We start from the raw sequence: 22029 nt of genomic DNA, 5'->3' as shown, positions 1-22029 counted from the left end.
GAAGGCAAATGATGAAAATGCAATGGTTATCGGCACTGGTGCTCGGTGCGTTAAGCTGTGCGGCGTTTGCCGAAGAGGCTCCCGCGGACAGCAATTTGATTCAGCAGGGCGAGTATCTGGCGCGGGCCGGGGACTGCGTGGCCTGTCACACCAACGGTAAAGAGGGGAAACCTTTTGCCGGCGGCCTGGCGATGGAGACGCCAATTGGCACGATTTACTCCACTAACATTACCCCGGACAGCGTCCACGGCATCGGCGGCTACACCTTCGAGGAGTTCGACGATGCGGTACGTAAAGGGGTTCGCAAGGATGGCTCAACCCTCTATCCGGCGATGCCGTACCCCTCATTCGCTCGGGTGAGCGAGGCGGATATGCGCGCGATGTACGCCTACTTTATGCATGGGGTGGCGCCGGTGGCCGAGGCGAATCGCGATAGCGATATCCCGTGGCCGCTGTCAATGCGCTGGCCGCTGGCGTTCTGGCGCGGGATCTTCGCTCCGACGCCGGCTGATTTTGTCGCTAATCCACAGGTCGACCCGGTGCTGGAACGCGGGCGCTATCTGGTCGAGGGGCTCGGTCACTGTGGGGCCTGCCACACGCCGCGCAGCCTGACGATGCAGGAAAAAGCGCTTAGCGAAAGCGAGGGTGACGACTATCTGGCGGGCAGCAATGCGCCGATTGACGGCTGGGTCGCTTCCAGCCTGCGCGGCGAAAATCGCGACGGCCTGGGCACATGGAGCGAAGCCGAACTGGCGGAGTTCCTGAAAACCGGGCGTAACGATAAGTCCGTGGTCTTCGGGGGAATGAGCGATGTTGTGGAACACAGCCTGCAGTATCTCTCTGATGACGATATCACCGCCATTGCCCGCTATCTGAAGTCGCTGCCGCCGCGTGGCGGAAAACAGACCCCCGCGCCGGTAGAAGACAGCGTGGCGAAGGATCTGTGGAAGGGCGATGACAGTAAGCCCGGCGCGGCGCTGTACGTCGATAACTGCGCGGCCTGCCACCGTACCGATGGCGTGGGTTACCAGCGCGCCTTCCCGTCGCTGAAGGGCAACCCGGTTGTACAGACCGAAGATGCGACGTCGCTCATCCACATTATCCTCACCGGCAGCACCACGCCGGCGGTGAAAAATGCGGTCTCTAATCTGACCATGCCCTCGTTCGGCTGGCGTCTCGATGACCAGCAGGTGGCGGATGTGGTCAACTTTATCCGCACCAGCTGGGGGAACAACGCGCCGCCGGTAAGCGCCAGCGATGTGGCGAAAGTGCGGAAGGACAAGTCGATCGTGCGCGATGAGAAGGCGACAGGTAACGTCGACATCTCGAAACTGCCGGTTTCCGGCCAGTAACCGTCGTGGATGCGCCGCCCGGGTGGCGCATCCCGAACGGATTGTCGACGCTAACGGCGGTCTGAACCAAGGAGAGTACATTCATGCTGCATGCGCAAGGACTGAGCGGCATCTTCGATGACCGGGTGCTGTTCCAGGCGCTGACCTTGACGGTCGGGGCAGGTGAACTCCTGCAGGTGGCCGGCGATAACGGCGCCGGGAAAACCTCGCTGCTGCGGATGCTGTGCGGCCTGGCGCGTCCGGAAAGCGGTACGGTGAGCTGGCAGGGCGAACCGCTGGCGAGCGTGCGCGAAGCGTTTCATCGCCAGCTGCTGTGGCTCGGGCATAAGCCCGGCGTCAAAACGGCGCTGACCGCGGACGAAAATTTGCATTTCTTCTTCCCGCACTCCCGGCAGCAGACGCGAGAAGCGGCGCTGGCCGAAATGGGGCTGGCGGGTTATGAAGATGTCCCGCTGAGCCAGCTGTCGGCCGGACAGCAGCGGCGGGTGGCGTTGACCCGCCTGTGGTTGACGTCGGCGACGCTGTGGATCCTCGACGAGCCGTTTACCGCGCTCGACGCGTCGGCGATTGAGACCTTAAGTCGTCGACTGGAGCAGCATGTGTTGGCGGGCGGCAGCGCGATTCTCACCACCCATCAGCCCCTGCGTCCGCTGGCCTGCGCGCTGCGTACGTTAAGGCTCGGCGTCGGGGGGGAGGGAAACGCATGACAGGGACGCTGTTTGCCCGCGAAATGCGCCTCGCATGGCGCAACGGGGCAGAGATTCTCAATCCGCTGTGGTTTTTCCTGGTGGTGATCACCCTGTTTCCGTTTGGCGTCGGCGCCGACCCGCAGCTGCTGACGCAAATCGCGCCCGGCATCATCTGGGTAGCCGCGCTGCTGGCGGCGCTGCTGGTGATGGACCGCCTGTTTCGCGACGACTGGCAGGACGGTTCGCTTGAGCAACTGCTGCTGCTGCCGACACCGCTGGTGGTGGTGGTACTGGTCAAGGTGCTCGCCCATTGGGTCATGACCGGCCTGCCGCTGCTGGTGGTATCCCCGCTGGCGGCGCTGCTGCTGGGGATGGCGCCCCATGATGCCGGCATACTGGCGTTGACCCTGCTGCTGGGGACGCCGACGCTGAGTTTTTTCGGTGCGGTGGGGGTTGGCCTGACGGTCGGGCTGCGGCGCGGCGGGGTTCTGCTGAGTCTGCTGGTGCTGCCGCTGTCGGTTCCGCTGCTTATTTTTGCCACCGGCGCCATTCAGGCTGGCACCGCCGGGCTGCCGGTGGATGGTTATCTGGCGATTCTGGCGGCGTTTTTAGCCGCCAGCGCCACGTTGTGTCCGTTCGCCACCGCCGCCGCATTACGGCTGACGGTGCAATAATTCGCTGCGGCGAGGCTGCCGCAGCCATAAAAACAGTAGTGTGAGCAAACGTTATGTGGAAAACATTACATCAACTGGCGATACCCGAACGGCTGTACGGCCTGTGCGGCCGCTGTATTCCCTGGCTGACGGCCTTGAGCGCGCTGCTGCTGGCGGTGGGGCTGGTGTGGGGATTTGTCTACGCACCGGCGGATTATCAGCAGGGGCAAAGCTACCGGATTATGTATCTGCATGTCCCGGCGGCCATGTGGTCGATGGGCGTCTATCTGGCAATGGCCGTCGCCGCCTTTGTGGGGCTGGTCTGGCAGATGAAAATGGCCGATCTGACGGTGGCGGCGCTGGCGCCGGTGGGCGCCGCCTGCACGGCCATCGCCCTGGTCAGCGGGGCGGCATGGGGGAAACCGATGTGGGGAACGTGGTGGATCTGGGACGCGCGCCTGACCTCGGAGCTGGTTTTGCTGTTTCTCTATGCCGGGATTATCGCTCTCTGGCACGCTTTCGACGATCGCCGTCTGGCGGGCAGGGCGGTCGGTATTCTGGTGCTGGTGGGGGTGGTCAATCTGCCTGTCATTCACTATTCGGTCATCTGGTGGAACACGCTGCATCAAGGGTCGACCAACATGCAACAGTCGATTGACCCCAGTATGCGTCTGCCATTGCGAATCTGCATTCTGGCCTTTCTTAGCCTGGTGGCCACGCTGACGCTGATGCGCCTGCGCAATTTGATTCTGTTACAGGAGCGGCGTCGACCCTGGGTCCAGGCGCTGGTTACTGCCCCAAAAGGAGCGGAGAAATGACCCCCGCCTTTTCATCTGCCGCCGCCTTTCTGGCTATGGGCGGCTACGCATTGTATGTCTGGCTGGCGGTGGCGGCGACGCTGCTGATCTTCGGTTTTCTGACGCTGCATACCTGCTGGCAGCGACGGGCGCTGTTCCGTGAGCTGAGCCGTCAGCAGGCCCGGGAGCGGCGTATCGTCGCCGCTCGCCGCCGTGCAGAAGCGGAGGGCAGCGATGCAAACGCGTCGTAAAACCCGGCTTGGGATCGCGCTGGCGGTGCTGGTCGGCCTCGGGCTGACCATTGGCCTGACGCTGTATGCCCTCAGCGCCAATATCGATCTTTTCTACACCCCGGGGGAGATCCTGTATGGCAAAACGGAAACCCATCAGCGGCCACATCACGGCCAGCGCCTGCGGATTGGCGGCTACGTTCAGCCCGGCAGCGTCAAGCGTGACCCGCAGAGCCTGGACGTCAGTTTCCGCCTGTACGACGCCCGCGGGGTGGTGGAGGTTAGCTATCGGGGCATTCTGCCGGATCTGTTCCGCGAGGGGCAGGGAGTGGTAGCCCAGGGGGTGCTCGATGGCGATCGGCACATTACCGCCCGCCAGGTGCTGGCGAAGCACGATGAGAACTATACGCCGCCGGAAGTGAAAGAGGCGCTGCAGCCGGAGAAGAAGGGAGAACAACCATGATGCCGGAACTGGGGCACTATCTATTGTGCCTGGCGACAGGCCTCGCGCTACTGCTGGGCATTTATCCGCAATGGGGCGCTGCGCGGCAGGACCCGCGGCTAATGGCGCTGGCGCGGCCCCTGGCCTGCGCGCTGTTTTTCTGCGTCGCGGGCGCCTTTCTCGTGCTGGTCCATGCCTTTGTGGTCAATGATTTCACCGTACGCTATGTCGCGGATAACTCGAACAGCGCGCTGCCGGTGTGGTACCGGGTCGCGGCGACCTGGGGCGCCCATGAAGGCTCACTGCTGCTGTGGGTGCTGCTGCTGAGCGTCTGGACTTTCGCGGTGGCGCTGTTCAGTCGGCGGATGCCGCAGGACGCCGTAGCGCGGGTGCTGGCGGTGATGGGGACCATCGCCTTCGGCTTTCTGCTGTTTATTCTGTTCACCTCGAATCCTTTTGCCCGCACGCTGCCGCTCTATCCGGTTGATGGTCGCGACCTCAATCCGCTGCTGCAGGATATCGGCATGATTTTCCATCCGCCGATCCTTTATATGGGCTATGTGGGCTTCTCGGTGGCGTTCGCCTTTGCGATTGCCTCGCTGCTCGCCGGACGGCTGGATACCGCCTGGGCGCGCTGGTCGCGCCCGTGGACCCAGGCAGCATGGGTGTTTCTGACTCTGGGTATCGTGCTGGGCTCTGCATGGGCCTACTACGAGCTGGGCTGGGGCGGCTGGTGGTTCTGGGATCCGGTGGAGAACGCCTCGTTTATGCCATGGCTGGTGGGGACGGCGCTGCTGCACTCCCTGGCGGTCACCGAGAAACGCGGGAGCTTCCGGGCCTGGACCGTGCTGCTGGCGATTGCCGCCTTTTCACTGTGCCTGCTGGGAACCTTCCTGGTGCGCTCCGGGGTGCTGGTGTCGGTCCATTCGTTCGCCTCGGATCCGACGCGCGGGCTGTTTATTCTGGCGTTGCTGGTGGTGGCTATCGGCGGATCGCTGCTGCTGTATGCCCTGAAGGGGGGACAGGTGCGGGCGCGGGTCGAACATACGCTGTGGTCGCGCGAGTCGTTTCTGCTGGGGAACAATATTTTGCTGATCGCCGCCATGCTGGTGGTGCTGCTCGGCACGCTGCTACCGCTGGTGCACAAAGAGCTGGGGCTTGGCAGTATCTCAATCGGCGAACCCTTCTTTAACCTGCTGTTCACCGCGCTGATGGCGCCGTTTGCGCTGCTGCTGGGAGTGGGACCGTTGATCCGCTGGCGGCGTGACCAGCCGGGCAAGCAGCTTAAGCGGCTGGCGATGGCACTATTGGTGACATTGTCACTTTCTCTGCTGCTGCCGTGGCTGCTGCAGGACCGGATTGTCGCCATGGCGGTTCTCGGTCTGATGATGGCGATTTGGGTACTGCTCTTTGCCCTGATTGAAATTCATGAGCGGGCGACCCACCGGCACGGTTTCTGGCGCGGCCTGCGGGTGATTTCGCGCAGCCAGTGGGGAATGGTGCTGGGCCACGTTGGCGTGGCGGTCACCGTCATCGGGATTACCTTCAGCCAGAACTACAGTATTGAGCGCGACGTGCGGATGAAAACCGGCGATAGCATCGATATTCATCGCTACCACTTTGTGTTCGACGGGGTGCGCAACATCGTCGGCCCGAACTGGACCGGCGGCGAAGGGGTGATTACGGTGACGCGCAACGGTCGCCCGGAAGCCACGCTGTACGCGGAAAAACGGTACTACAGCGCCAGCCGCATGATGATGACCGAAGCGGCGATCGGCGGCGGTTTGACGCGCGATCTGTATGCCGCGCTGGGGGAAGAGCTGGAGGATGGCAGCTGGGCGGTGCGTCTGTACTACAAACCGTTCGTGCGCTGGATTTGGTTCGGCGGCGGCCTGATGGCGCTTGGCGGCCTGTGCTGCATGCTCGACCCGCGCTACCGGATGCGTAAACAACGGCAGGAGGCGCCATGAACCGCAGGCTGCTTTTTATTCCGCTGGCGCTGTTTCTGCTGCTGGCGATGGCGCTGTTCTGGCAACTGTTGCGTAACGCCGACGGCGACGATCCGACGATGCTCGAATCCGCGCTGATCGGCAAACCGCTGCCTGAGTTTCGTCTTGAAGCGTTGACGACGGCGGGAAAAACTTACAGCCGCGCGGCGCTGATCGACGGGAAACCGCTGCTGCTGAACGTCTGGGCCACCTGGTGCCCGACCTGTCGCGCCGAGCATCAGTACCTTAATGAGCTGGCCAGGCAGGGGGTCCGCGTCGTCGGGCTGAACTACAAAGATGACCGGCAGAAGGCGGTGACCTGGCTCGACAGTCTGGGCAACCCCTATGCGCTGAGTCTGTTCGACGGCAGCGGTATGCTGGGCCTTGATCTGGGCGTATATGGCGCGCCGGAAACCTTTCTGATTGATGGGCAGGGCATTATTCGCTGGCGTCACGCCGGGGATCTGAACGCCAGGGTGTGGCGCGAACAGCTCCAGCCGCTGTGGCTGAAATATACGCAGGAGCCGGCAACATGAGGCGCTGGATACTGGCGCTGATGGCGCTGCTGCTCGCAGGCCAGGCGCTGGCCGCCATCGACACCTGGCAGTTCAAAAACGAAGCGCAGGAGCAGGCGTTTCGCGAGATCACCTCCCAGCTGCGCTGTCCGAAGTGCCAGAACAACAGCATCGCGGACTCGAATGCGATGATTGCCGCCGATATGCGGCTGAAGGTTTATGAGCTGATGCAGCAGGGGCAAAGCAAAGATCAAATCACCGCCTATATGGTGGCGCGCTACGGCCATTTCGTCAGCTATGAACCGCCGTTGACCGCCGGGACCTTACTGTTGTGGCTGGTTCCGGGGCTGTTTGTTATCGCCGGTGTCGCGCTGCTGGTGGCGCGAACCCGACGTCGCGGCGGAGCAAGCGCTGCGCTGAGTGCACAAGAGCGTCAGCGGCTGGCGGCGTTACTGAACAAAGGAGAGGATTGATGACCCTGTTTTTACTGCCGGCGCTACTGATGTTGGCCGGGGCGCTGGCGCTGCTGTATTTTCCGTGGCAGGGGGGGACGGCGGCGGATCGCGATAGCCTGAACCGGACGCTGTACCAGACGCGGCTCGACGAGCTGGCGCAGGAGGACAACGTTGTCGACCGGGAAGCGATGGTGGTTGAACTGCAGCGTACGCTGCTGGCCGATATTCCCGACGCCACGCCGGCTAAAGTTCGCCCGCTCGGCCGTTGGGTGCTGCTGCCCGGCGCCGTGGCGCTGGTACTGTTGAGCTGCGGGATCTTCCTGAAAACCAGCGATATTGGTCAGGTGTTGCTCTGGCAACAGGCGGAACGTCAAACTCCCGCGCTGCTCCGCCAGCTGCAAGACCCAACGGCGGCGCCGCTGCGGATGGATCAACTGGCTCAGCTCAGGCTCGGGCTGCGCAGCCAGTTACAGGATCAGCCTGATTATCTTGCCGGCTGGCAGCTGCTGGGGCGCATTGCCCTGCTGCTCAACGACGGCGAGACGGCGATCGGCGCCTTTGCCCGTGCCCATCAGCTGGCGGCGAACGATCCGGTGGCCACATTCGATTACGCCAGCGTGCTGGTGCGGGCCGGCGATAGCGGCCAGCTGCGGATGGCAGAACTTCTGCTGCGCGAACTGCATCAGCGGCAGCCGCAGAATCTGCCGGTGCTGGAACTGCTGGCGCTGAGCGCGCTGCGCAGCGAAGATTACCCGCAGGCGGTCGCGGCATTGCAACAGCTGCTGGAAATATTGCCGGCGAACGATGCGCGACGTCAGGCTATTGAACGCCAGCTGGCGCAGGTGCAGGCGAGCGCGCGCTAATCGGCCGGGATAACCCTTACCCGCCGGGCTGCGGGGCGCGCGTTTAGCGCCCGAGTGAGCGTGACCGGCAGATAAAAAAAAGCCCCGGCCTCGCGGCAGGGGCAAACCATGTCAGAGCATCATGGAATTAGTTAAAAACCATCCCGCCATCGATCAGTAGCGACTGACCGGTCATATAGTCAGAGTCCGGGCTCGCCAGATACGACACGCAGGCCGCGACGTCTTCAGGTTCGGACAAACGTCCGAGGGTGATGCGTTTCGCGAACTCGGCGGTACCGTAGCCCAGCGGTTTGCCCGCGGCTTCCGAGACCTGACGATCGATCTCCGCCCACATCGGCGTTTTGACGATCCCCGGACAGTAGCCGTTAACGGTGATCCCCAGCGGCGCCAGGTCGCGGGCAGCGGTCTGGGTCAGGCCGCGTACGGCGAATTTACTCGAGCTGTAGACCGCCAGTTCCGGATTGCCGACGTGCCCGGCCTGGGAACAGGCGTTGATAATTTTCCCGCCGTGGCCCTCTTTTTTAAAGGCGTCGACCGCCGCCTGAATGCCCCAGATGACGCCTTTGACGTTGATGTTATAGACCTTATCGACGGTCTCCTCGACGATCGCTTCGATCGGCGTCGAAGGGGCGATGCCGGCATTGTTGACGATAACGTGGAAACCGCCCAACGTTTTACGCGCCTGTTCGACGGCGGCGAAAACCTGTTCACGGCGCGAGACGTCAACCTTAACCGCCAGCGCCCGGCCGCCGTGCTGGTTGATTTCGGCGGCCACGGCTTTCGCTGCGGTATCGTTGTAATCGGCAATGGCCACGGCAAATCCGTCTTTAACCAGGCGCAGCGCGATAGCTTTACCGATGCCCTGAGCGGCGCCGGTGACAAGTGCGACTTTTTGCATATTCCTTTCCTTTTTGTAGTGACTCAAAGTATTTGGCTGAGATGGAGTTGCCCCATCAGCAGAGGGTTATCGCGGTAGTCGACCGGAATGGCGACCACCGCCGGGCCATCGACGTCCATGGCGGCACGCAGCGTCGGCTCCAGCGCGTCGGCGCTCGCCACCGCAAAGCCTTTAGCCCCGAACGATTCGGCGTAGGCTTTGAAATCAACCGGGCCGAACTCCACGCCGGAGAGGCGCTGGTATTTTTTCTGTTCCTGAATCGCCACCATGTTGTAACCGTTGTCGACCCAGATGATATGCAGGATATTGGCCTGCAGTCGGACGGCGGTCTCCAGCTCCATACTGGATTGCAGGAACCCGCCGTCGCCGGAGACCGAGACCACTTTGCGCTGCGGATTGACCAGCCACGCGCCGATTGCCCACGGCAGCGCGACGCCCATCGTCTGCTGACCATTGGAAATCATCACCTGGCGGGCGCGGAAGCTGTACAGATAGCGGGCGATCCAGATATGGAAGCTGCCCATGTCGACGGTGAGGGTGACATCGCTGTTGACGATATCCTGCATTGCCCGCACGATGCGCAGCGGATGAAGGGCAAATTGATTCAGCTGCGCGCCGCGGCGGTCGAGCAGCTCGCGCTGATGCTGGCGATCGGTGAGGATCTCCGCCGCCTGCGGAGTTAACACCAGCTTATGGCTGATGCGCCGGGTCAGTTTGTTCAGCGTCGCGGCGATATCACCCACCAGCTCGATATCGGGGGTGTAGTTACGCTCTTCATAAGCGGGCAGCACGTCGATATGGACCAGCGTCGCGTCGCCGCGGTTCCACATCGCCGGTTCATACTCGACCGGGCTGTAGCCGATGCAGATGATCAGGTCGGCGAGGTGGAGCAGGCGGTCGCCGGCCTGGTTGTTAAACAGTCCGACCCGGCCAGCGAAGCGCGCAAAGTGCTGCTGATTGACCGCCCCGGCGGCCTGGTAGGTACTGGTGACCGGAATATGACTCTGCTCGAGCAGCTGGTGCAGGGCATGGCTGTTTTCCGGCTGGCTGGCCATCAGCCCGAGCAGGAAAATCGGGTTTTTGGCGGCGGCGATCATCTGCGCGACCTTCTCGATAGCCTCGTCAGGTGCAGCGCCCATTTGCGGGGCGTTGCCGACCGGGAGAATCGCGCCGCGGGTAGGTTGATCGACAACATCCTGCGGCAGGCTGATAAAGGCGCTGCCCGGGCGCCCCTGCTCGGCGGCGCGGAAAGCGTTGGAGACAACTTCCGCCAGCGCGTCGGAGGCGGTCACTTCCACGGCATATTTGGTCACCGGGCTGAACATCGCCACGGTATCCATGCTTTGATGGACCAGTTTTGCCTTATCCGCCCGCTTAACCGCGCCACCCAGCGCGACCACCGGATCGCCCTCGCTGTTAGCGGTGGCCATGCCGGTAATCAGATTCGAACAGCCAGGGCCGGAGGTGACCAGCGCGACGCCCGCTTTACCGGTCAGGCGGCCGACTGCCGCGGCCATAAACGCGGCGTTAGCTTCGTGGCGCACGGGAATAATCCGGATGGTGGAGTCCAGTAGCGAATCGAAGACTTTATCTATTTTCGCGCCGGGGATGCCGAAGACCTGGCGTACCCCCTGGGCCTCAAGCTGACTGACTATCATATCCGCGCCGTGCGCCCACTGGCGTTCGTGACGTTGATTGTCCATATGAAGCTCCTTAATTTTCTACCGCGCGAATGGCGGCGTCGAGATTGTCAGGATGCAAATCGGCCTGCAGGAAAGCGCTGTCGGCCGGGAGGTCAATCAGCAGCTTGTGGATTTCGCCGAAAGTCAGCACGCCGCTATCGAGCTGGTAATCCAGCAGATGGCCGCCGCCCTGACGATCGTCGGTGATGAAATGTTCGTGATACCCGGCAACGTTAATTCCCTGCATATGCTGCGGGGTGCGAAAACCGACCAGTATCCCTTTACGCTGGTTGAAGCGGAACACCGGCTGGTCGTCCAGAACATCGGTCATCGCCCGGTAGGGGGGAGTCTGCCGGGGGACGGTCCGGGTATGGGCGTGACGAAAGTGGCCGTCGATATGCAGGGCGCAGAACAGATTGTCGGAGGGGATCTGCCGGTCGATGATCTCATGCAACTGCTGGCGGTTTACCGGATGGTCGAAGCTGACGCGGTGCTGCGGCCGAAACCAGGTCATCACCGCGAACGGCGTCTTTTGTTCCCCGCGGGCTTTGCGTGCGCTGCCGTCGGCGCGCAGCTGGTAGACCTCGCTGCTGAAGGCGATCAGCTCGCCGTCGAGTTCGTTAAAGGTTCCGAGACCGAAGTCGCCGTGGGTAAGCAGATCGGCGATGGTGGTATTGCCCTCATAGACGCCGCTCAGGAGCGCGCTCATCAAAGAGGTCTGATAGAGCACGTTATCAGGCTGCTGGGCGGAAAACCCGCGTACGGTTTCACACAGGCTTTGCTGGCAGGTACATGCAGAAGAATGGGTCATCAGAGACGTCCTCGCTCAACAAATATAAGAAAGATTAAATAATTGTTGACCCGATTCAGCTCTCAGTTCCAATATAGAAAGCATGCTGGTTTGAGACGTTTTTGATATGGAACTTCGTTATCTACGCTATTTTGTCGCCGTGGCTGAGGCGCGAAATTTCACCCGCGCCGCCAGGGATCTTGGTATTTCTCAGCCGCCATTAAGTCAGCAAATTCAGCGGCTTGAGAGAGAAATTGGCACGCCGCTGCTGCGCCGTCTGACGCGGGGAATTGAGCTGACGGAAGCGGGAGAATCGTTTTATGAAGATGCCTGCCAGATCCTCGCTCTTAGCGACGCGGCGCTGGAAAAGACCAAAGGTATCGCCCGCGGGATGAACGGTAGGCTGGCGTTAGGCATCACCAGTTCTAATGCTTTTCATCCGCAGATTTTCGCGCTGCTGCGCCAGTTTCAGCTCCGCTATCCGGCGGTCACCCTGCGTCAGGTCGAGGGCAACATGGCGGCGCTGATGAGCGCGCTGGGGGAAGGGGAGCTGGATATCGCCTTTGTGCGCCTGCCGTGCGAAAGCAGCAAAGCGTTTAACCTGCGCATTATCGATGTGGAGCCGATGGTTATCGCCCTGCACCGTGACCACCCGCTTGCCGGTGAGGCCATGCTGCCGCTGGTGCAACTGCAGGAGACTGCGCCGATTCTGTTTCCGCGCGAGGTGGCCCCGGGGCTGTATGAGCAGGTCTTTAATAGCTGTTTGCGCGCGGGCATCGATATGCGTCAGGCGAGACAATCTTCGCAACTCTCCTCCTCCTTAAGCATGGTGGCTGCCGGATTCGGTTTTGCGCTGGTGCCGCAGTCGATGACCTGTATCCACCATCCCGAGGTAATCTATCGCCCGCTGTCGGGGACGCCGGTGACGACCGATATTGCGATTGCGTGGCGGCGATTCGAACGATCGCGAACGGTAAAACGTTTTCTGGAGATGTTTTAGCCGCCCCGGTCTGCTATCGGGGCCGTCATCAGTGGTCGGGCTGTGACTATGAAAGGTAGACGTTTGCCGCCGTCGGACCGCGCAGGCCGTTGACCCGGCGAAATTCAACGCGAATACCCGGGATTATGGTTGCTGATTCACCAGGGGATAATGCAGAAATATGGACCTGAACGTCTTTACGACCATCGGAGGGAATTATAAGGCCTTTGCCGGTTTTATTATCAAACGCTTTGACAATGCCTGTCATTTTTTGGAACAAATAAAATCCTTGGGAAAATAAGTACCGGCGCACTATACCTTAATCGAACAATAAAGCTATTGATTTAATTTCTTACCGGAGCAGGCTTCCGGACGGCTAAAATAAACCTTGCTAATAAATATCCCCTGTGCCTTAATAGCCTGGTCGGTTTGTAAGACAGAAAGCAGTTCACTAAAGCAGTCCTCATTTCCAGGCGTTATCGCTGATACCTCCTTCCTTGAGTCCCTCCATTAAGTGTTAAGTTGATTCTGTAGCGCAAACCAGTTTGCCGATTAAGGGCTCATAAAAAGGAATATCGAATGTCGAATAAAATGACTGGTTTAGTCAAATGGTTTAACGCAGATAAAGGCTTCGGCTTCATTACGCCGGCCGATGGCAGCAAGGACATCTTCGTCCACTTTTCTGCCATTCAAAGCGAAGACTTCCGCACCCTGTTTGAAGGGCAGAAGGTCGAGTTTGTGGTCGGCAGCGGCGCGAAAGGCCCGGCGGCGACAAACGTTTCGATCGTAGGATAAGTATGCTGAACGCTGGTGGGTCTGCGATAACGAAGACGGCGCAGCCTGAGTAGACAGATTTACCAGGGTAACAGACAGAATAGATTTATTTAAAACCCGCCATTGTGCGGGTTTTCTATTTGCCAAAAAAATAACAACCGATTGTGCCATTCATTCAAGATGATAAGAATAATCTAATCAGTGTTGGATTTCGTGGAACAATCAGCGTCTGGCATCTAGAGATTAAGCAGCATTTTTTGCTGTTGTCTGGAAGAGTTTGTGGCAGTAGGGGCAAATGAGCTGGGCGCCTTTTTGTACTCGGCTGAAGCTGTGTTCTGAATCCTGGGAGCAATTAGGGCAGGTGCATTTTACAAGATAATTACGGCGGCTTTTGGCATCTTTTCGATCTGACATATGATTTCCTTCCTGATTTAATGGCCTGAAACCATACATCATTATTAAATAAATAGCCCGAACTCATTGTCTTTTGCCGAAAATAAACCGACGGCAGGGAAATATTCCGCCGGAAAAAATGAGGCGCTGCTCAGAAGGAACGGGGGCCTCCTGAGCAGGCTGTCGGTTATTGCGCGACCCAGCCGCCGTCCATGTTCCATGCCGCGCCGCGCACCTGGGCTGCACCTTCACTACAGAGAAACAGCGCCAGTTCACCCAGTTGTTCCGGGGTGACAAACTCGCCGGAGGGCTGCTTTTCCGCCAGCAGCTGTTCGCGGGCCTGGTGCGGATCGCAACCTTCAGCGATGCGTTTATCGATCTGCTGCTGTACCAGCGGGGTTAATACCCAGCCAGGGCAAATCGCATTGCAGGTCACGCCGGTTCTGGCGGTCTCCAGCGCCAGCGTTTTGCTCAGGCCGATCACGCCGTGTTTGGCTGCGACGTAGGCTGACTTATCCTTCGAGGCCACCAGACCGTGAACCGAGGCAATATTGATAATGCGCCCCCAGTTACGCGCCCGCATCCCGGGGAGCGCCAGACGACTGGTGTGAAAGACGCTGGAGAGATTGATGGCTATAATATCGTTCCACTTCTCTACGGCGAAATGCTCCACCGGGGCCACGTGCTGGATCCCGGCGTTATTAATCACAATATCTACGCCGCCAAATTCCGCTTCGGCGTAGGCCATCATCGCTTCAATCTGCTGCACATCGCGCAGGTCGGCATCGTGATAGCCCGGGGTTTTGCCGATCTGCGCCACTTCCGCGCGCGCCGATGCGCTGTCGCCAAAGCCGTTGAGGATCAGCTGCGCGCCGGATTTTGCCAGTACTTTCGCGATCCCTAAACCGATACCGCTTGTTGAGCCGGTGACCAGCGCCACCTTTCCGTTCAGATTCATGGTGTTTTCCTTCGTGATGCCGGTTATATATTGTCGCATCAGACAATGCCGGTTAAATAGAAGACGGCAATGACAAACAGAACCGCCAGACTTTTAATCAGGGTAATGGCAAAAATGCCGCCGTAGGCCTGACGATGGCTGAGGCCAGTGATCGCCAGCAGGGTAATGACCGCGCCATTATGCGGCAACGTATCCATGCCGCCGCTGGCCATCGAGGCTACGCGATGCAATACCTCCAGCGGAATATCGGCGGCGTGGGCGGCAGCGATAAAGGTCTCCGACATCGCCGCCAGGGCGATACTCATCCCGCCCGATGCGGAGCCGGTAATGCCCGCCAGCACCGTCACGCTGATGGCTTCATTCAGCAGCGGGTTGGGAATGGCCGTCAGCGCCTTTGACAAAACCAGGAAACCGGGCAGCGCGGCAATGACGGCGCCAAAACCATATTCCGATGCCGTATTCATCGCCGCGAGAATGGCGCCGCTAACGGCGGTGCGACTGCCTTCCGCCAGACGCCCGCGGATATTGCGAAAGCCGAAGATCAGCACCACGACAATGCCAGCCAGCAGCGCTGCTTCAACGGCCCAGATCGCGGTGATTTTACCCACTTCGGTGACGATAGGCTTCGCCAGTCCCGGCAAAACCAGCTCGTGAGTGGTACCGTACCATCGCGGGATCCAGCGGGTAAACAGCAGGTTCAGGATCCCCACCAGCAGCAGCGGGGCAATGGCAATCAGCGGATGAGGAAGGTTGATGTTGTCCGGCGTGTCCGGTTCGTTTTGCAAATCCGTGCCGTAACCTTCTCCCGCGTGCTGGGCTTTACGGCGTTGACGTTCCAGCCATAGCAGACCAAAGGTGATGATAAACAGCGAACCGATCGTGCCAAGCCAGGGAGCCGCCCAGGCGTTGGTGCCAAAGAAACTGGTGGGAATAATGTTCTGGATCTGCGGCGTCCCGGGCAGGGCATCCATGGTGAATGAAAACGCGCCCAGCGCAACGGTGGCCGGAATCAGCCGTTTGGGGATAGCGCTCTGGCGGAACAGTTCGGCGGCAAAAGGGTAGACCGCAAAGGCCACCACAAACAGCGAGACGCCGCCATAGGTTAACAGGGCGCAAACCAGCACGATAACCGGGATGGCGTGACGTCGGCCGAGGATCTGAATGGCGGCGGCGACGATGGCGCGCGAGAAGCCCGCCAGCTCGATCAGCTTGCCGAACACCGCGCCCAGCAGAAACACCGGGAAGTAGAGCTTTACAAACCCGACCATTTTTTCCATAAACAGACCGGTAAAGGTCGGTCCTACTGCGCCGGGGTCGGTGAGCAGCACTGCGCCGAGGGCGGCGATAGGGGCAAAGAGGATAACGCTATATCCTCGATAGGCCGCCAGCATCAGTAATGCCAGCGCGGCCAGGGCAATCAAAACACTCATCACGACACCTCACGCTCATTGTTATTGTTGGCTACAGTTCGAGAAGCTACGGTTTCAGGGCATAGCGCAGGAGGTGCTGCCGACGCGACTGGATACGGGCCATCCGCGCAGTATCCCAGCGATAAAATCCTTGCCCGCTGCGCGCGCCGGTCTCGCCCCTGGCGACTTTTTCCGCGACCAGTTCCATCATTTGCGCGTCGCCGGCCAGCTCTGGCAGCAGGTGCTGACAAATATCCAGCACCGTCGCCAGCCCGGTCATATCGGCCGCTTCCAGAGGACCGACCATCGCGTAGCGGCGGCCGAGGGAAGCGCGCATCACCCGATCGACCACTTCCGGCGAGGCGATACCGCTGTGTACGATATGCAGCGCCTCGCGCAGCAGAGCGAACTGCAGGCGGTTGCCAACAAACCCCGGCGCCGCACGCTGAAGCACCACCGCTTCCAGCGCCGCGCGGGTGAAAAAGTCGCTCACCAGGGCGGGGAGCTCCGGGCGCGTGGCGCTGCCGGGCACCACCTCCACCAGCGGAATAAAGTGCGGCGGGTGCCAGAAGTGGGCGATTAGTAGTCGCTGCGGATGGCGCATGCCCGCCGCAAGGCTATCCGGCGGCAGGCCGCTGGTGTTGCTGGCAATGATCGCATCGTCGGCAATCAGCGTTTCCAGCTGCGCGTACAGCGCATGTTTGAGCGGCAGACGTTCAGGAATCGCCTCTATCAGCAGCGTAGATTCCGCCAGATCGCTGAGGCTGGTGGTCCCGGCTAAGCGCGCCAGAACCGCCTGCTGGTGGGCGGCATCAAATTGTCCGCTCTCCTGCAGTTCATGCAAAATAGCGGCGGCAACGGCAGGGACTTCTGCCAGACGCGACGGGTCGGTATCGTACAGCCGTACCCGGTGGCCGTGGCGAGCAAAGTGGCAGGCGATACCGATACCCATCAGTCCGGCGCCGAGCACCGCCAGCGTTGGTTTATACATAGTGACTCCTGTTAACGTGCGATGGTCATGGCGATACCCTGTCCGCCGCCGACGCAGAGAGTGGCAAGCCCTTTACTGGCGCTCCGGCGCTGCATTTCATGCAGCAGGGTGACGAGGATCCGGCAGCCGGAGGCGCCGATAGGGTGGCCGAGGGCAATGGCGCCGCCGTTGACGTTGACTTTGCTGCTCTCCCAGCCCAGAGACTGGCCAACGGCCAGCGCCTGAACGGCAAAAGCCTCGTTAGCCTCAATTAAATCCACCTCGTCGAGCCGCCATCCGGCCCGTGCCAGCGCCATCTCGCAGGCGCTGACGGGGCCAATCCCCATGACCGCCGGATCGACGCCCGCCACGGCGCTGCTGACAATGCGTCCCAGTACCGGCAGCCCCAGCTCCCGGGCTTTGTCGGCGCTCATCAGGAGTACCGCCGCCGCGCCGTCGTTGAGCGAAGAGGCGTTGCCGGCGGTGACTGTGCCGTTTTCCACGCGGAACGCAGGGCGCAGCTGCGCCAGCTGCTCTGGCGTGGTGGCCGGACGGGGCTGCTCGTCGCGGGTAATGGTCTGCGGCGGTTGCTTCCCCTGTCTGACGACCACCGGCACGATCTCTTGCTCAAAACGGCCCGCTTCGATCGCTGCCGCCGCTTTCTGTTGTGAACCGGCGGCAAAGGCGTCCTGCCGTTGGCGATCGATGGCATAGCGGTCGGCGAGATTCTCTGCCGTCACCCCCATGTGATAGTCGTTGAAGGCGTCCCACAGGCCGTCCTGAATCATACTGTCTTGCATGCTGCGATGGCCGACGCGCAGCCCGGCACGGGCGCCGTCAATCAGATAGGGGGCATTGCTCATGCTCTCCTGACCACCGGCGATAACCACCTGGGCGTCGCCGCTGCGGATCGCCTGCACCGCTTGCTGCACGGCTTTCAGCCCGGAACCGCACACCAGATTCACCGTCACTGCCGGACAGCTGACCGGCAGACCGGCGCGCAAGGCCGTCTGACGCGCCGGATTCTGCCCGCAGCCGGCGGTTAAAACCTGGCCGAAAATCAGCTCGTCGACTGCCGTTGCCGGCAGCGAGCAGCGGGCCAGCAGACTGCGCACGACCCCGGCGCCGAGGTCAACGGCGGAAAGCGTGGAAAATACGCCGCGAAAGCTGCCGATGGGCGTTCTGACCGCACCAACAATCACCACTTCTTGCATGTTGCCTCCTCAGTTGAACCGCATTTCACAGACGTCGTCCGGGACAATCAGGCGTCCGGCGGTTTTACGCATAATTTCGTCGGGGGTGACGCCCGGCGCGTATTCGCGCAGGACGAAAGCCCCGTCGCGTATCTCCAGCAGGGCGAGGTCGGTCAGCACCCGCTGGATACAGCCGACGCCGGTCAGCGGCAAGGTACAGCGCGGCAGGAGTTTGGATTCGCCGTTTTTCGCAGCGTGGGTCATTACCACGATGATGTTTTGCGCCCCGGCCACCAGATCCATGGCTCCGCCCATGCCTTTCACCATTTTCCCCGGGATCATCCACGAGGCGATATTGCCCTCAACGTCAACTTCAAAGGCGCCGAGAACGGTCAGATCGACATGGCCGCCGCGAATCATGGCGAAGGACTGGGCGGAATCGAAAATCGCCGCGCCGGTCCGGGCGGTGACCGTCTGTTTCCCGGCGTTGATCATGTCGGCATCGAGCTCCGACTCGTGCGGAAAACCGCCCATGCCGAGCAGGCCGTTTTCGGATTGCAGCATGACGTCAATGCCTGCCGGGATGTAGTTGGCGACCAGCGTCGGGATGCCTATACCGAGATTGACGTAGTCGCCATCGCGCAGCTCCCGGGCGACGCGGATGGCCATTTGTTCACGAGTCAGCATAATCAGAGGCTCCCTGCGCGCAGCGTGCGCTGTTCGATGCGTTTCTCGAACTGGCCGGCGATCAGCCGGTCGACGTAGATGCCGGGGGTGTGGATCGAAGAGGGCGGAAGTTCGCCCGGCGGGACGATCTCTTCTACCTCGACCACCGTAATGCGCCCGGCGGCGGCCATCAGCGGATTAAAGTTTTGCGCCGTGTGGCGATAGATAACGTTGCCGTACCAGTCTGCCTTCCAGCCTTTAACGAGAGCGAAGTCGCCGGTGATGGCCTCTTCGAGGATGTAGGGCTTACCGGCAAACTGGCGCACCTCTTTCCCTTCCGCTACCGGCGTACCGTAGCCGGTGGCGGTGTAAAAGCCGGGGATGCCTGCGCCGCCGGCGCGAACTTTCTCCGCCAGCGTGCCTTGTGGGGTCAGCTCCACCTGCAGTTCGCCGCTGAGCGCCTGCTGCGCAAAGAGGACGTTTTCACCGACATACGAGGCCACGACTTTGCGGACCTGGCGCGTCTCCAGCAGGATGCCGAGGCCGAAACCGTCGACGCCGCAGTTATTTGATACCACCGTTAGCCCCTGTACGTTCCGGCGTTTGACTTCGGCAATCAGATTTTCCGGAATGCCGCACAGACCAAAACCGCCGGCCAGCACGGTCATACCGTCCGTTAACCCTTCCAGCGCCGCTTCGTAGCTGGCGACGCGCTTATCCAGTCCTGCCATGATTCACCTCTGCTGGCTTGCGATGGGGCTATCATTGGCGGCGCAGACTGATTTGTTAATTTTGAATTTGTGACCTACTCATTGGGTTTTCTTATTAATTTGTTGTTAACTAAATTTTTTCAATTAGTTAACGGGATGAAAAATGAGAATGAGTGTCAAACAGTTACGCGCGTTTTTAGCGGTAGCTCACACTCTGAATTTTGCCCACGCCAGCGAGCGGCTGAATATTTCGCAGCCGGCCCTCAGTCTGACCATCAAAGGACTGGAGGAGGGACTCGGCGGCGCATTGCTGCAACGCAGCACCCGCCGGGTGACGCTGACTCAGGAGGGGGAGATCTTTTTACCGATGGCCCGCCAGCTGCTGGCCGACTGGGATAACGCCGAAGAGGCGATGCGCCAGAGCTTTACCCTGCAGCGCGGCAAAATCTCGATCGCGGCCATGCCCTCGTTTGCGGCAAACGTCCTGCCCGAGGTGTTGAAAGCTTTTCGCGATCGCTATGCCGGGATTAACGTGACCGTTCACGATGTGATTAACGAGCAGGTGATCGAAATGGTTCGTGAAGGGCGGGTGGAGATGGGCATCGCTTTTGAGCCGGCGCCGACCAATAATCTGCTGTTTACGCCGCTGGGCGTGGACCGTTTTATCGCGATTGTGCCGAAATCATCGCCCCTGGCCGGTAAACATCGTCTCTCCTGGCGCGAGCTGTTGACGCTGGATTTCATTACGCTGCAGCGGCCTTCGGCGGTCCGCCTGATGCTGGAAGAGGAGCTGGCGCGCAGCGGCCGTCAACTGGATGTTGCGCTGGAGAGCCATCAGCTGGTGACGGTGGGCAGAATGGTGGCCAGCGGCCTCGGCGGCAGCGCCGTTCCGGCTCTCTGCCAGTCGCAGATGCAGGCGCTGGGCGCCGTATGCCTGCCGCTGGATAACCCGCCGATTGAGAAGTGTGTCGGGGTGATTCATGCCGGTCATCTGCAGCTGTCGAAGGCGGCGCAGGCGTTGCTGGGCACGCTGAAGGGGGCATTTACGGCTTGACTGACGGGCGAAAAAAAACCGGCGTGGTTAGCCGGTTCAGGAATCAGATTTTGCAGGCGTCGCCACAATCATCATCGGCAACGATCGCTTCGGCTTTTTTGTCAGCATCTTCAAGGCGTTCGGCATTGCGCTCTTGCGCTTCTTCCAGACCGCTGAAGACCAGATTGTCGAGATCAATTTCCATGAGTTACCCACTTTAGTTCACTTTTGACTGTGGTCAGATTATAGAGCAAAACCACGGCAGGATGAACCCTGGGCGCCTCGTTACCGCACAGAGCGGTAATAGCGTGGCGCCACCTGATATTTTTCATCTGACGCCACAAGAGACTGCCAATAATAAGAGTTGACATCTCCCTGTCTTTAATTATAAAGCGAAAGAATGATTATCTGCCTATTTATTAAATGAAAGGACAACGACTCACTAATCAAGCGTTGACTTGAACTATTTATGATATTATGGCCACGATTATGGTTGATTCTATGGATCTTGATCAATGGCTCAAACAGCAACAGTTGCCATCAAAGAATGGCGAAAAAATAATAAATTGATTTGTCAAATTAAACTCAAATATAAAAAGGTCTTACGAAAATGCAGAGAAATACCTCTCGCAGGGGGAAAGTATAAGGAATATCAAGAGCTTTGTGATAAATATGTTTGCGCCAGATTAACCGGTGCAACGCAGGGGCTGGTCAGTTTTCAGGATAAGCCGTTCAAAGCCTATTTAAATAAAAAAATGTCAAGAAGAGCCAAGCTGGATATTGCCCATGGCGCCTTGATTTTTATCGAAAAAACCTTTAGCGCAGACGCACTGCCGCAGCTGTATAACGTGGTAGAGTACGGGCTGACCGTGGCGGAAATTCCGTTGAAAAACGGCAGCCACATTGCGGTAAAACTGCTGGCTTCGCCTTTTCAGGAGGAGGGCGAACTGATGCTATTAATGCTTCAGGATGGAAAACGCATTTACAGCATCTGTTTTTCTTGCACCGAAGATGGCCGGGCTTATATAGGCGGCATTCAGGGAGGGAAAGATATTGCCAATGATGAAATTAAAGTGCTGACCAAAGAGCTGCACGGCACCCGACCGAAAAATTTAATTATTTCTCTGCTCTATGGTTTTCTACAGCACAGCGATATTAAAGAGATCTATGCCATCGACTCCGATTTTCACGTCAAAAGCGAGAAAGTACAAACCAGTTACTCTGCGCTGTGGCTGGAAGTCGGGGGCGAAAAACATCGTCGCGGCTGGTATAAATTACCGCCGCAGGAGATCAAAAAAAGTATAGAAGAGGTCAAAAGCAAACATCGCAGTCAGTTTATCAAACGCGAAGGTTTGAAGGAGCTGGCGCAGCTGGAAATGAAGGCTGCTCTACGGCAAATCAGCGGGTCGCGGCCCGTAAACTAATTTGCACCTACCGGTGTGCTGGCCCGCAGGGGGCTGTTGGCCAGCCATCTCCCGCCCGTTTATCTTCCTCTGCTTATTTATCACGCGCTTTATCAGCGTTCGCCGCTGCAACTTCCGTTTATAAATTAAAAAATTTTAAACATTTAATGCTGGATTGTTTTACATA

The 22029-nt window shown here is 59.7% G+C and carries 26 protein-coding genes; 14 read left to right on the top strand and 12 right to left on the bottom strand.

The features are described 5' to 3' along the window. Positions 1–8 precede the first annotated feature (8 nt). From BV390_RS13720 to ccmI, 10 genes are all read left to right on the top strand, one after another. Positions 9–1352, top strand: coding sequence for a cytochrome c (locus BV390_RS13720; protein WP_162180089.1), 1344 nt, complete (start codon positions 9–11; stop codon positions 1350–1352). Positions 1353–1435: 83 nt separating this feature from the next. Then, positions 1436–2059, top strand: coding sequence for a cytochrome c biogenesis heme-transporting ATPase CcmA (ccmA, locus tag BV390_RS13715; protein ID WP_085397029.1), 624 nt, complete (start codon positions 1436–1438; stop codon positions 2057–2059). After that, positions 2056–2715 carry a heme exporter protein CcmB gene (gene ccmB, locus BV390_RS13710; RefSeq protein WP_085397028.1) on the top strand — a complete coding sequence of 220 codons (660 nt, stop codon included), beginning with the start codon at positions 2056–2058 and terminating at the stop codon, positions 2713–2715. Before ccmA ends, ccmB begins: the two co-directional genes overlap by 4 nt. A gap of 53 nt (positions 2716–2768) precedes the next feature. After that, positions 2769–3512 carry a heme ABC transporter permease gene (locus BV390_RS13705; protein ID WP_032687219.1) on the top strand — a complete coding sequence of 248 codons (744 nt, stop codon included), beginning with the start codon at positions 2769–2771 and terminating at the stop codon, positions 3510–3512. Continuing rightward, positions 3509–3742 (top strand): heme exporter protein CcmD, encoded by a 234-nt coding sequence (gene ccmD, locus BV390_RS13700; RefSeq protein ID WP_032687221.1) that lies wholly within the window; start codon positions 3509–3511, stop codon positions 3740–3742. Before BV390_RS13705 ends, ccmD begins: the two co-directional genes overlap by 4 nt. After that, positions 3726–4184 (top strand): cytochrome c maturation protein CcmE, encoded by a 459-nt coding sequence (ccmE, locus tag BV390_RS13695; protein ID WP_032697323.1) that lies wholly within the window; start codon positions 3726–3728, stop codon positions 4182–4184. The genes ccmD and ccmE overlap by 17 nt, the downstream gene beginning before the upstream one ends. Further along, positions 4181–6133: a heme lyase CcmF/NrfE family subunit gene (locus BV390_RS13690; protein WP_032697322.1), complete on the top strand. Its 1953-nt coding sequence runs from the start codon at positions 4181–4183 to the stop codon at positions 6131–6133. The genes ccmE and BV390_RS13690 overlap by 4 nt, the downstream gene beginning before the upstream one ends. Next, a complete protein-coding gene (locus BV390_RS13685; protein ID WP_032687225.1) occupies positions 6130–6687 on the top strand; it encodes a DsbE family thiol:disulfide interchange protein in 558 nt (185 codons plus the stop codon). The genes BV390_RS13690 and BV390_RS13685 overlap by 4 nt, the downstream gene beginning before the upstream one ends. Positions 6688–6695: 8 nt before the next feature. After that, a complete protein-coding gene (locus BV390_RS13680) occupies positions 6696–7139 on the top strand; it encodes a cytochrome c-type biogenesis protein (protein ID WP_168185419.1) in 444 nt (147 codons plus the stop codon). After that, complete coding sequence (gene ccmI, locus BV390_RS13675) at positions 7139–7984, top strand: c-type cytochrome biogenesis protein CcmI (protein WP_085397026.1); 846 nt, start codon at positions 7139–7141, stop codon at positions 7982–7984. The genes BV390_RS13680 and ccmI overlap by 1 nt, the downstream gene beginning before the upstream one ends. Positions 7985–8111: 127 nt before the next feature. Here ccmI and BV390_RS13670 read toward each other — a convergent pair whose 3' ends face one another. The 3 genes from BV390_RS13670 to budA are packed head-to-tail and all read right to left on the bottom strand — an operon-like array spanning position 8112 to position 11375. Continuing rightward, complete coding sequence (locus tag BV390_RS13670) at positions 8112–8882, bottom strand: (S)-acetoin forming diacetyl reductase (RefSeq protein WP_032687228.1); 771 nt, start codon at positions 8880–8882, stop codon at positions 8112–8114. Between the two features lie 23 nt (positions 8883–8905). After that, positions 8906–10585: an acetolactate synthase AlsS gene (alsS, locus tag BV390_RS13665; protein ID WP_032687229.1), complete on the bottom strand. Its 1680-nt coding sequence runs from the start codon at positions 10583–10585 to the stop codon at positions 8906–8908. A gap of 10 nt (positions 10586–10595) precedes the next feature. Continuing rightward, complete coding sequence (budA, locus tag BV390_RS13660) at positions 10596–11375, bottom strand: acetolactate decarboxylase (RefSeq protein ID WP_032697317.1); 780 nt, start codon at positions 11373–11375, stop codon at positions 10596–10598. A 106-nt stretch (positions 11376–11481) separates the two neighbouring features. Here budA and BV390_RS13655 point away from each other — a divergent pair, with 106 nt between their 5' ends. Then, the gene (locus BV390_RS13655) at positions 11482–12354 is read left to right on the top strand and encodes a LysR family transcriptional regulator (protein ID WP_032687232.1); all 873 of its coding nucleotides are present in this window, start codon (positions 11482–11484) and stop codon (positions 12352–12354) included. A 46-nt stretch (positions 12355–12400) separates the two neighbouring features. Here BV390_RS13655 and cspF read toward each other — a convergent pair whose 3' ends face one another. Beyond that, entirely contained in the window at positions 12401–12613 is a 213-nt protein-coding gene (gene cspF, locus BV390_RS13650; protein ID WP_032687233.1) for a cold shock-like protein CspF, read from the bottom strand. A 299-nt stretch (positions 12614–12912) separates the two neighbouring features. On the opposite strand from cspF, the gene cspE reads away from it, so the two are divergent. Continuing rightward, entirely contained in the window at positions 12913–13128 is a 216-nt protein-coding gene (cspE, locus tag BV390_RS13645) for a transcription antiterminator/RNA stability regulator CspE (protein ID WP_004862963.1), read from the top strand. Between the two features lie 222 nt (positions 13129–13350). Here cspE and BV390_RS31495 read toward each other — a convergent pair whose 3' ends face one another. From BV390_RS31495 to BV390_RS13615, 7 genes are all read right to left on the bottom strand, one after another. Next, entirely contained in the window at positions 13351–13521 is a 171-nt protein-coding gene (locus BV390_RS31495) for a YnfU family zinc-binding protein (protein ID WP_213084092.1), read from the bottom strand. Positions 13522–13687: 166 nt separating this feature from the next. Next, positions 13688–14458, bottom strand: coding sequence for a 3-hydroxybutyrate dehydrogenase (locus BV390_RS13640; protein ID WP_046852324.1), 771 nt, complete (start codon positions 14456–14458; stop codon positions 13688–13690). A 38-nt stretch (positions 14459–14496) separates the two neighbouring features. After that, complete coding sequence (locus BV390_RS13635) at positions 14497–15891, bottom strand: GntP family permease (protein ID WP_196770340.1); 1395 nt, start codon at positions 15889–15891, stop codon at positions 14497–14499. Positions 15892–15934: 43 nt separating this feature from the next. Next, complete coding sequence (locus BV390_RS13630; protein WP_032687237.1) at positions 15935–16858, bottom strand: 3-hydroxyacyl-CoA dehydrogenase family protein; 924 nt, start codon at positions 16856–16858, stop codon at positions 15935–15937. Between the two features lie 11 nt (positions 16859–16869). Then, positions 16870–18051, bottom strand: coding sequence for an acetyl-CoA C-acetyltransferase (locus tag BV390_RS13625; RefSeq protein WP_064793287.1), 1182 nt, complete (start codon positions 18049–18051; stop codon positions 16870–16872). 9 nt (positions 18052–18060) lie between these two features. After that, the gene (locus tag BV390_RS13620) at positions 18061–18717 is read right to left on the bottom strand and encodes a CoA transferase subunit B (protein ID WP_032699603.1); all 657 of its coding nucleotides are present in this window, start codon (positions 18715–18717) and stop codon (positions 18061–18063) included. 2 nt (positions 18718–18719) lie between these two features. Next, positions 18720–19427 carry a CoA transferase subunit A gene (locus tag BV390_RS13615; protein WP_032687242.1) on the bottom strand — a complete coding sequence of 236 codons (708 nt, stop codon included), beginning with the start codon at positions 19425–19427 and terminating at the stop codon, positions 18720–18722. Positions 19428–19569: 142 nt separating this feature from the next. On the opposite strand from BV390_RS13615, the gene BV390_RS13610 reads away from it, so the two are divergent. Next, positions 19570–20460 (top strand): LysR family transcriptional regulator, encoded by an 891-nt coding sequence (locus tag BV390_RS13610; RefSeq protein ID WP_004862938.1) that lies wholly within the window; start codon positions 19570–19572, stop codon positions 20458–20460. Positions 20461–20503: 43 nt separating this feature from the next. Here BV390_RS13610 and BV390_RS30670 read toward each other — a convergent pair whose 3' ends face one another. Next, positions 20504–20644, bottom strand: coding sequence for a hypothetical protein (locus tag BV390_RS30670; protein ID WP_004862935.1), 141 nt, complete (start codon positions 20642–20644; stop codon positions 20504–20506). 310 nt (positions 20645–20954) lie between these two features. On the opposite strand from BV390_RS30670, the gene BV390_RS13605 reads away from it, so the two are divergent. Further along, positions 20955–21863: a DUF535 family protein gene (locus tag BV390_RS13605; RefSeq protein ID WP_032687244.1), complete on the top strand. Its 909-nt coding sequence runs from the start codon at positions 20955–20957 to the stop codon at positions 21861–21863. Positions 21864–22029 lie beyond the last annotated feature (166 nt).

The organism is Klebsiella sp. YJ, from assembly GCF_002108615.1.
GTDB lineage: Bacteria > Pseudomonadota > Gammaproteobacteria > Enterobacterales > Enterobacteriaceae > Klebsiella > Klebsiella planticola.
This window is presented reverse-complemented; position numbering and strand designations above follow the sequence as displayed.

Excerpts from the sequence above, each read along its gene's own strand:
- BV390_RS13720 (WP_162180089.1), top strand. The coding sequence starts at position 9 with ATGATGAAAATGCAATGGTTATCGGCACTGGTGCTCGGTGCGTTAAGC.
- ccmA (WP_085397029.1), top strand. The coding sequence starts at position 1,436 with ATGCTGCATGCGCAAGGACTGAGCGGCATCTTCGATGACCGGGTGCTG.
- ccmB (WP_085397028.1), top strand. The coding sequence starts at position 2,056 with ATGACAGGGACGCTGTTTGCCCGCGAAATGCGCCTCGCATGGCGCAAC.
- BV390_RS13705 (WP_032687219.1), top strand. The coding sequence starts at position 2,769 with ATGTGGAAAACATTACATCAACTGGCGATACCCGAACGGCTGTACGGC.
- ccmD (WP_032687221.1), top strand. The coding sequence starts at position 3,509 with ATGACCCCCGCCTTTTCATCTGCCGCCGCCTTTCTGGCTATGGGCGGC.
- ccmE (WP_032697323.1), top strand. The coding sequence starts at position 3,726 with ATGCAAACGCGTCGTAAAACCCGGCTTGGGATCGCGCTGGCGGTGCTG.
- BV390_RS13690 (WP_032697322.1), top strand. The coding sequence starts at position 4,181 with ATGATGCCGGAACTGGGGCACTATCTATTGTGCCTGGCGACAGGCCTC.
- BV390_RS13685 (WP_032687225.1), top strand. The coding sequence starts at position 6,130 with ATGAACCGCAGGCTGCTTTTTATTCCGCTGGCGCTGTTTCTGCTGCTG.
- ccmI (WP_085397026.1), top strand. The coding sequence starts at position 7,139 with ATGACCCTGTTTTTACTGCCGGCGCTACTGATGTTGGCCGGGGCGCTG.
- BV390_RS13670 (WP_032687228.1), bottom strand. The coding sequence starts at position 8,882 with ATGCAAAAAGTCGCACTTGTCACCGGCGCCGCTCAGGGCATCGGTAAA.
- alsS (WP_032687229.1), bottom strand. The coding sequence starts at position 10,585 with ATGGACAATCAACGTCACGAACGCCAGTGGGCGCACGGCGCGGATATG.
- budA (WP_032697317.1), bottom strand. The coding sequence starts at position 11,375 with ATGACCCATTCTTCTGCATGTACCTGCCAGCAAAGCCTGTGTGAAACC.
- BV390_RS13655 (WP_032687232.1), top strand. The coding sequence starts at position 11,482 with ATGGAACTTCGTTATCTACGCTATTTTGTCGCCGTGGCTGAGGCGCGA.
- cspE (WP_004862963.1), top strand. The coding sequence starts at position 12,913 with ATGTCGAATAAAATGACTGGTTTAGTCAAATGGTTTAACGCAGATAAA.
- BV390_RS31495 (WP_213084092.1), bottom strand. The coding sequence starts at position 13,521 with ATGTCAGATCGAAAAGATGCCAAAAGCCGCCGTAATTATCTTGTAAAA.
- BV390_RS13640 (WP_046852324.1), bottom strand. The coding sequence starts at position 14,458 with ATGAATCTGAACGGAAAGGTGGCGCTGGTCACCGGCTCAACAAGCGGT.
- BV390_RS13630 (WP_032687237.1), bottom strand. The coding sequence starts at position 16,858 with ATGTATAAACCAACGCTGGCGGTGCTCGGCGCCGGACTGATGGGTATC.
- BV390_RS13625 (WP_064793287.1), bottom strand. The coding sequence starts at position 18,051 with ATGCAAGAAGTGGTGATTGTTGGTGCGGTCAGAACGCCCATCGGCAGC.
- BV390_RS13620 (WP_032699603.1), bottom strand. The coding sequence starts at position 18,717 with ATGCTGACTCGTGAACAAATGGCCATCCGCGTCGCCCGGGAGCTGCGC.
- BV390_RS13615 (WP_032687242.1), bottom strand. The coding sequence starts at position 19,427 with ATGGCAGGACTGGATAAGCGCGTCGCCAGCTACGAAGCGGCGCTGGAA.
- BV390_RS13610 (WP_004862938.1), top strand. The coding sequence starts at position 19,570 with ATGAGAATGAGTGTCAAACAGTTACGCGCGTTTTTAGCGGTAGCTCAC.
- BV390_RS30670 (WP_004862935.1), bottom strand. The coding sequence starts at position 20,644 with ATGGAAATTGATCTCGACAATCTGGTCTTCAGCGGTCTGGAAGAAGCG.
- BV390_RS13605 (WP_032687244.1), top strand. The coding sequence starts at position 20,955 with ATGGCTCAAACAGCAACAGTTGCCATCAAAGAATGGCGAAAAAATAAT.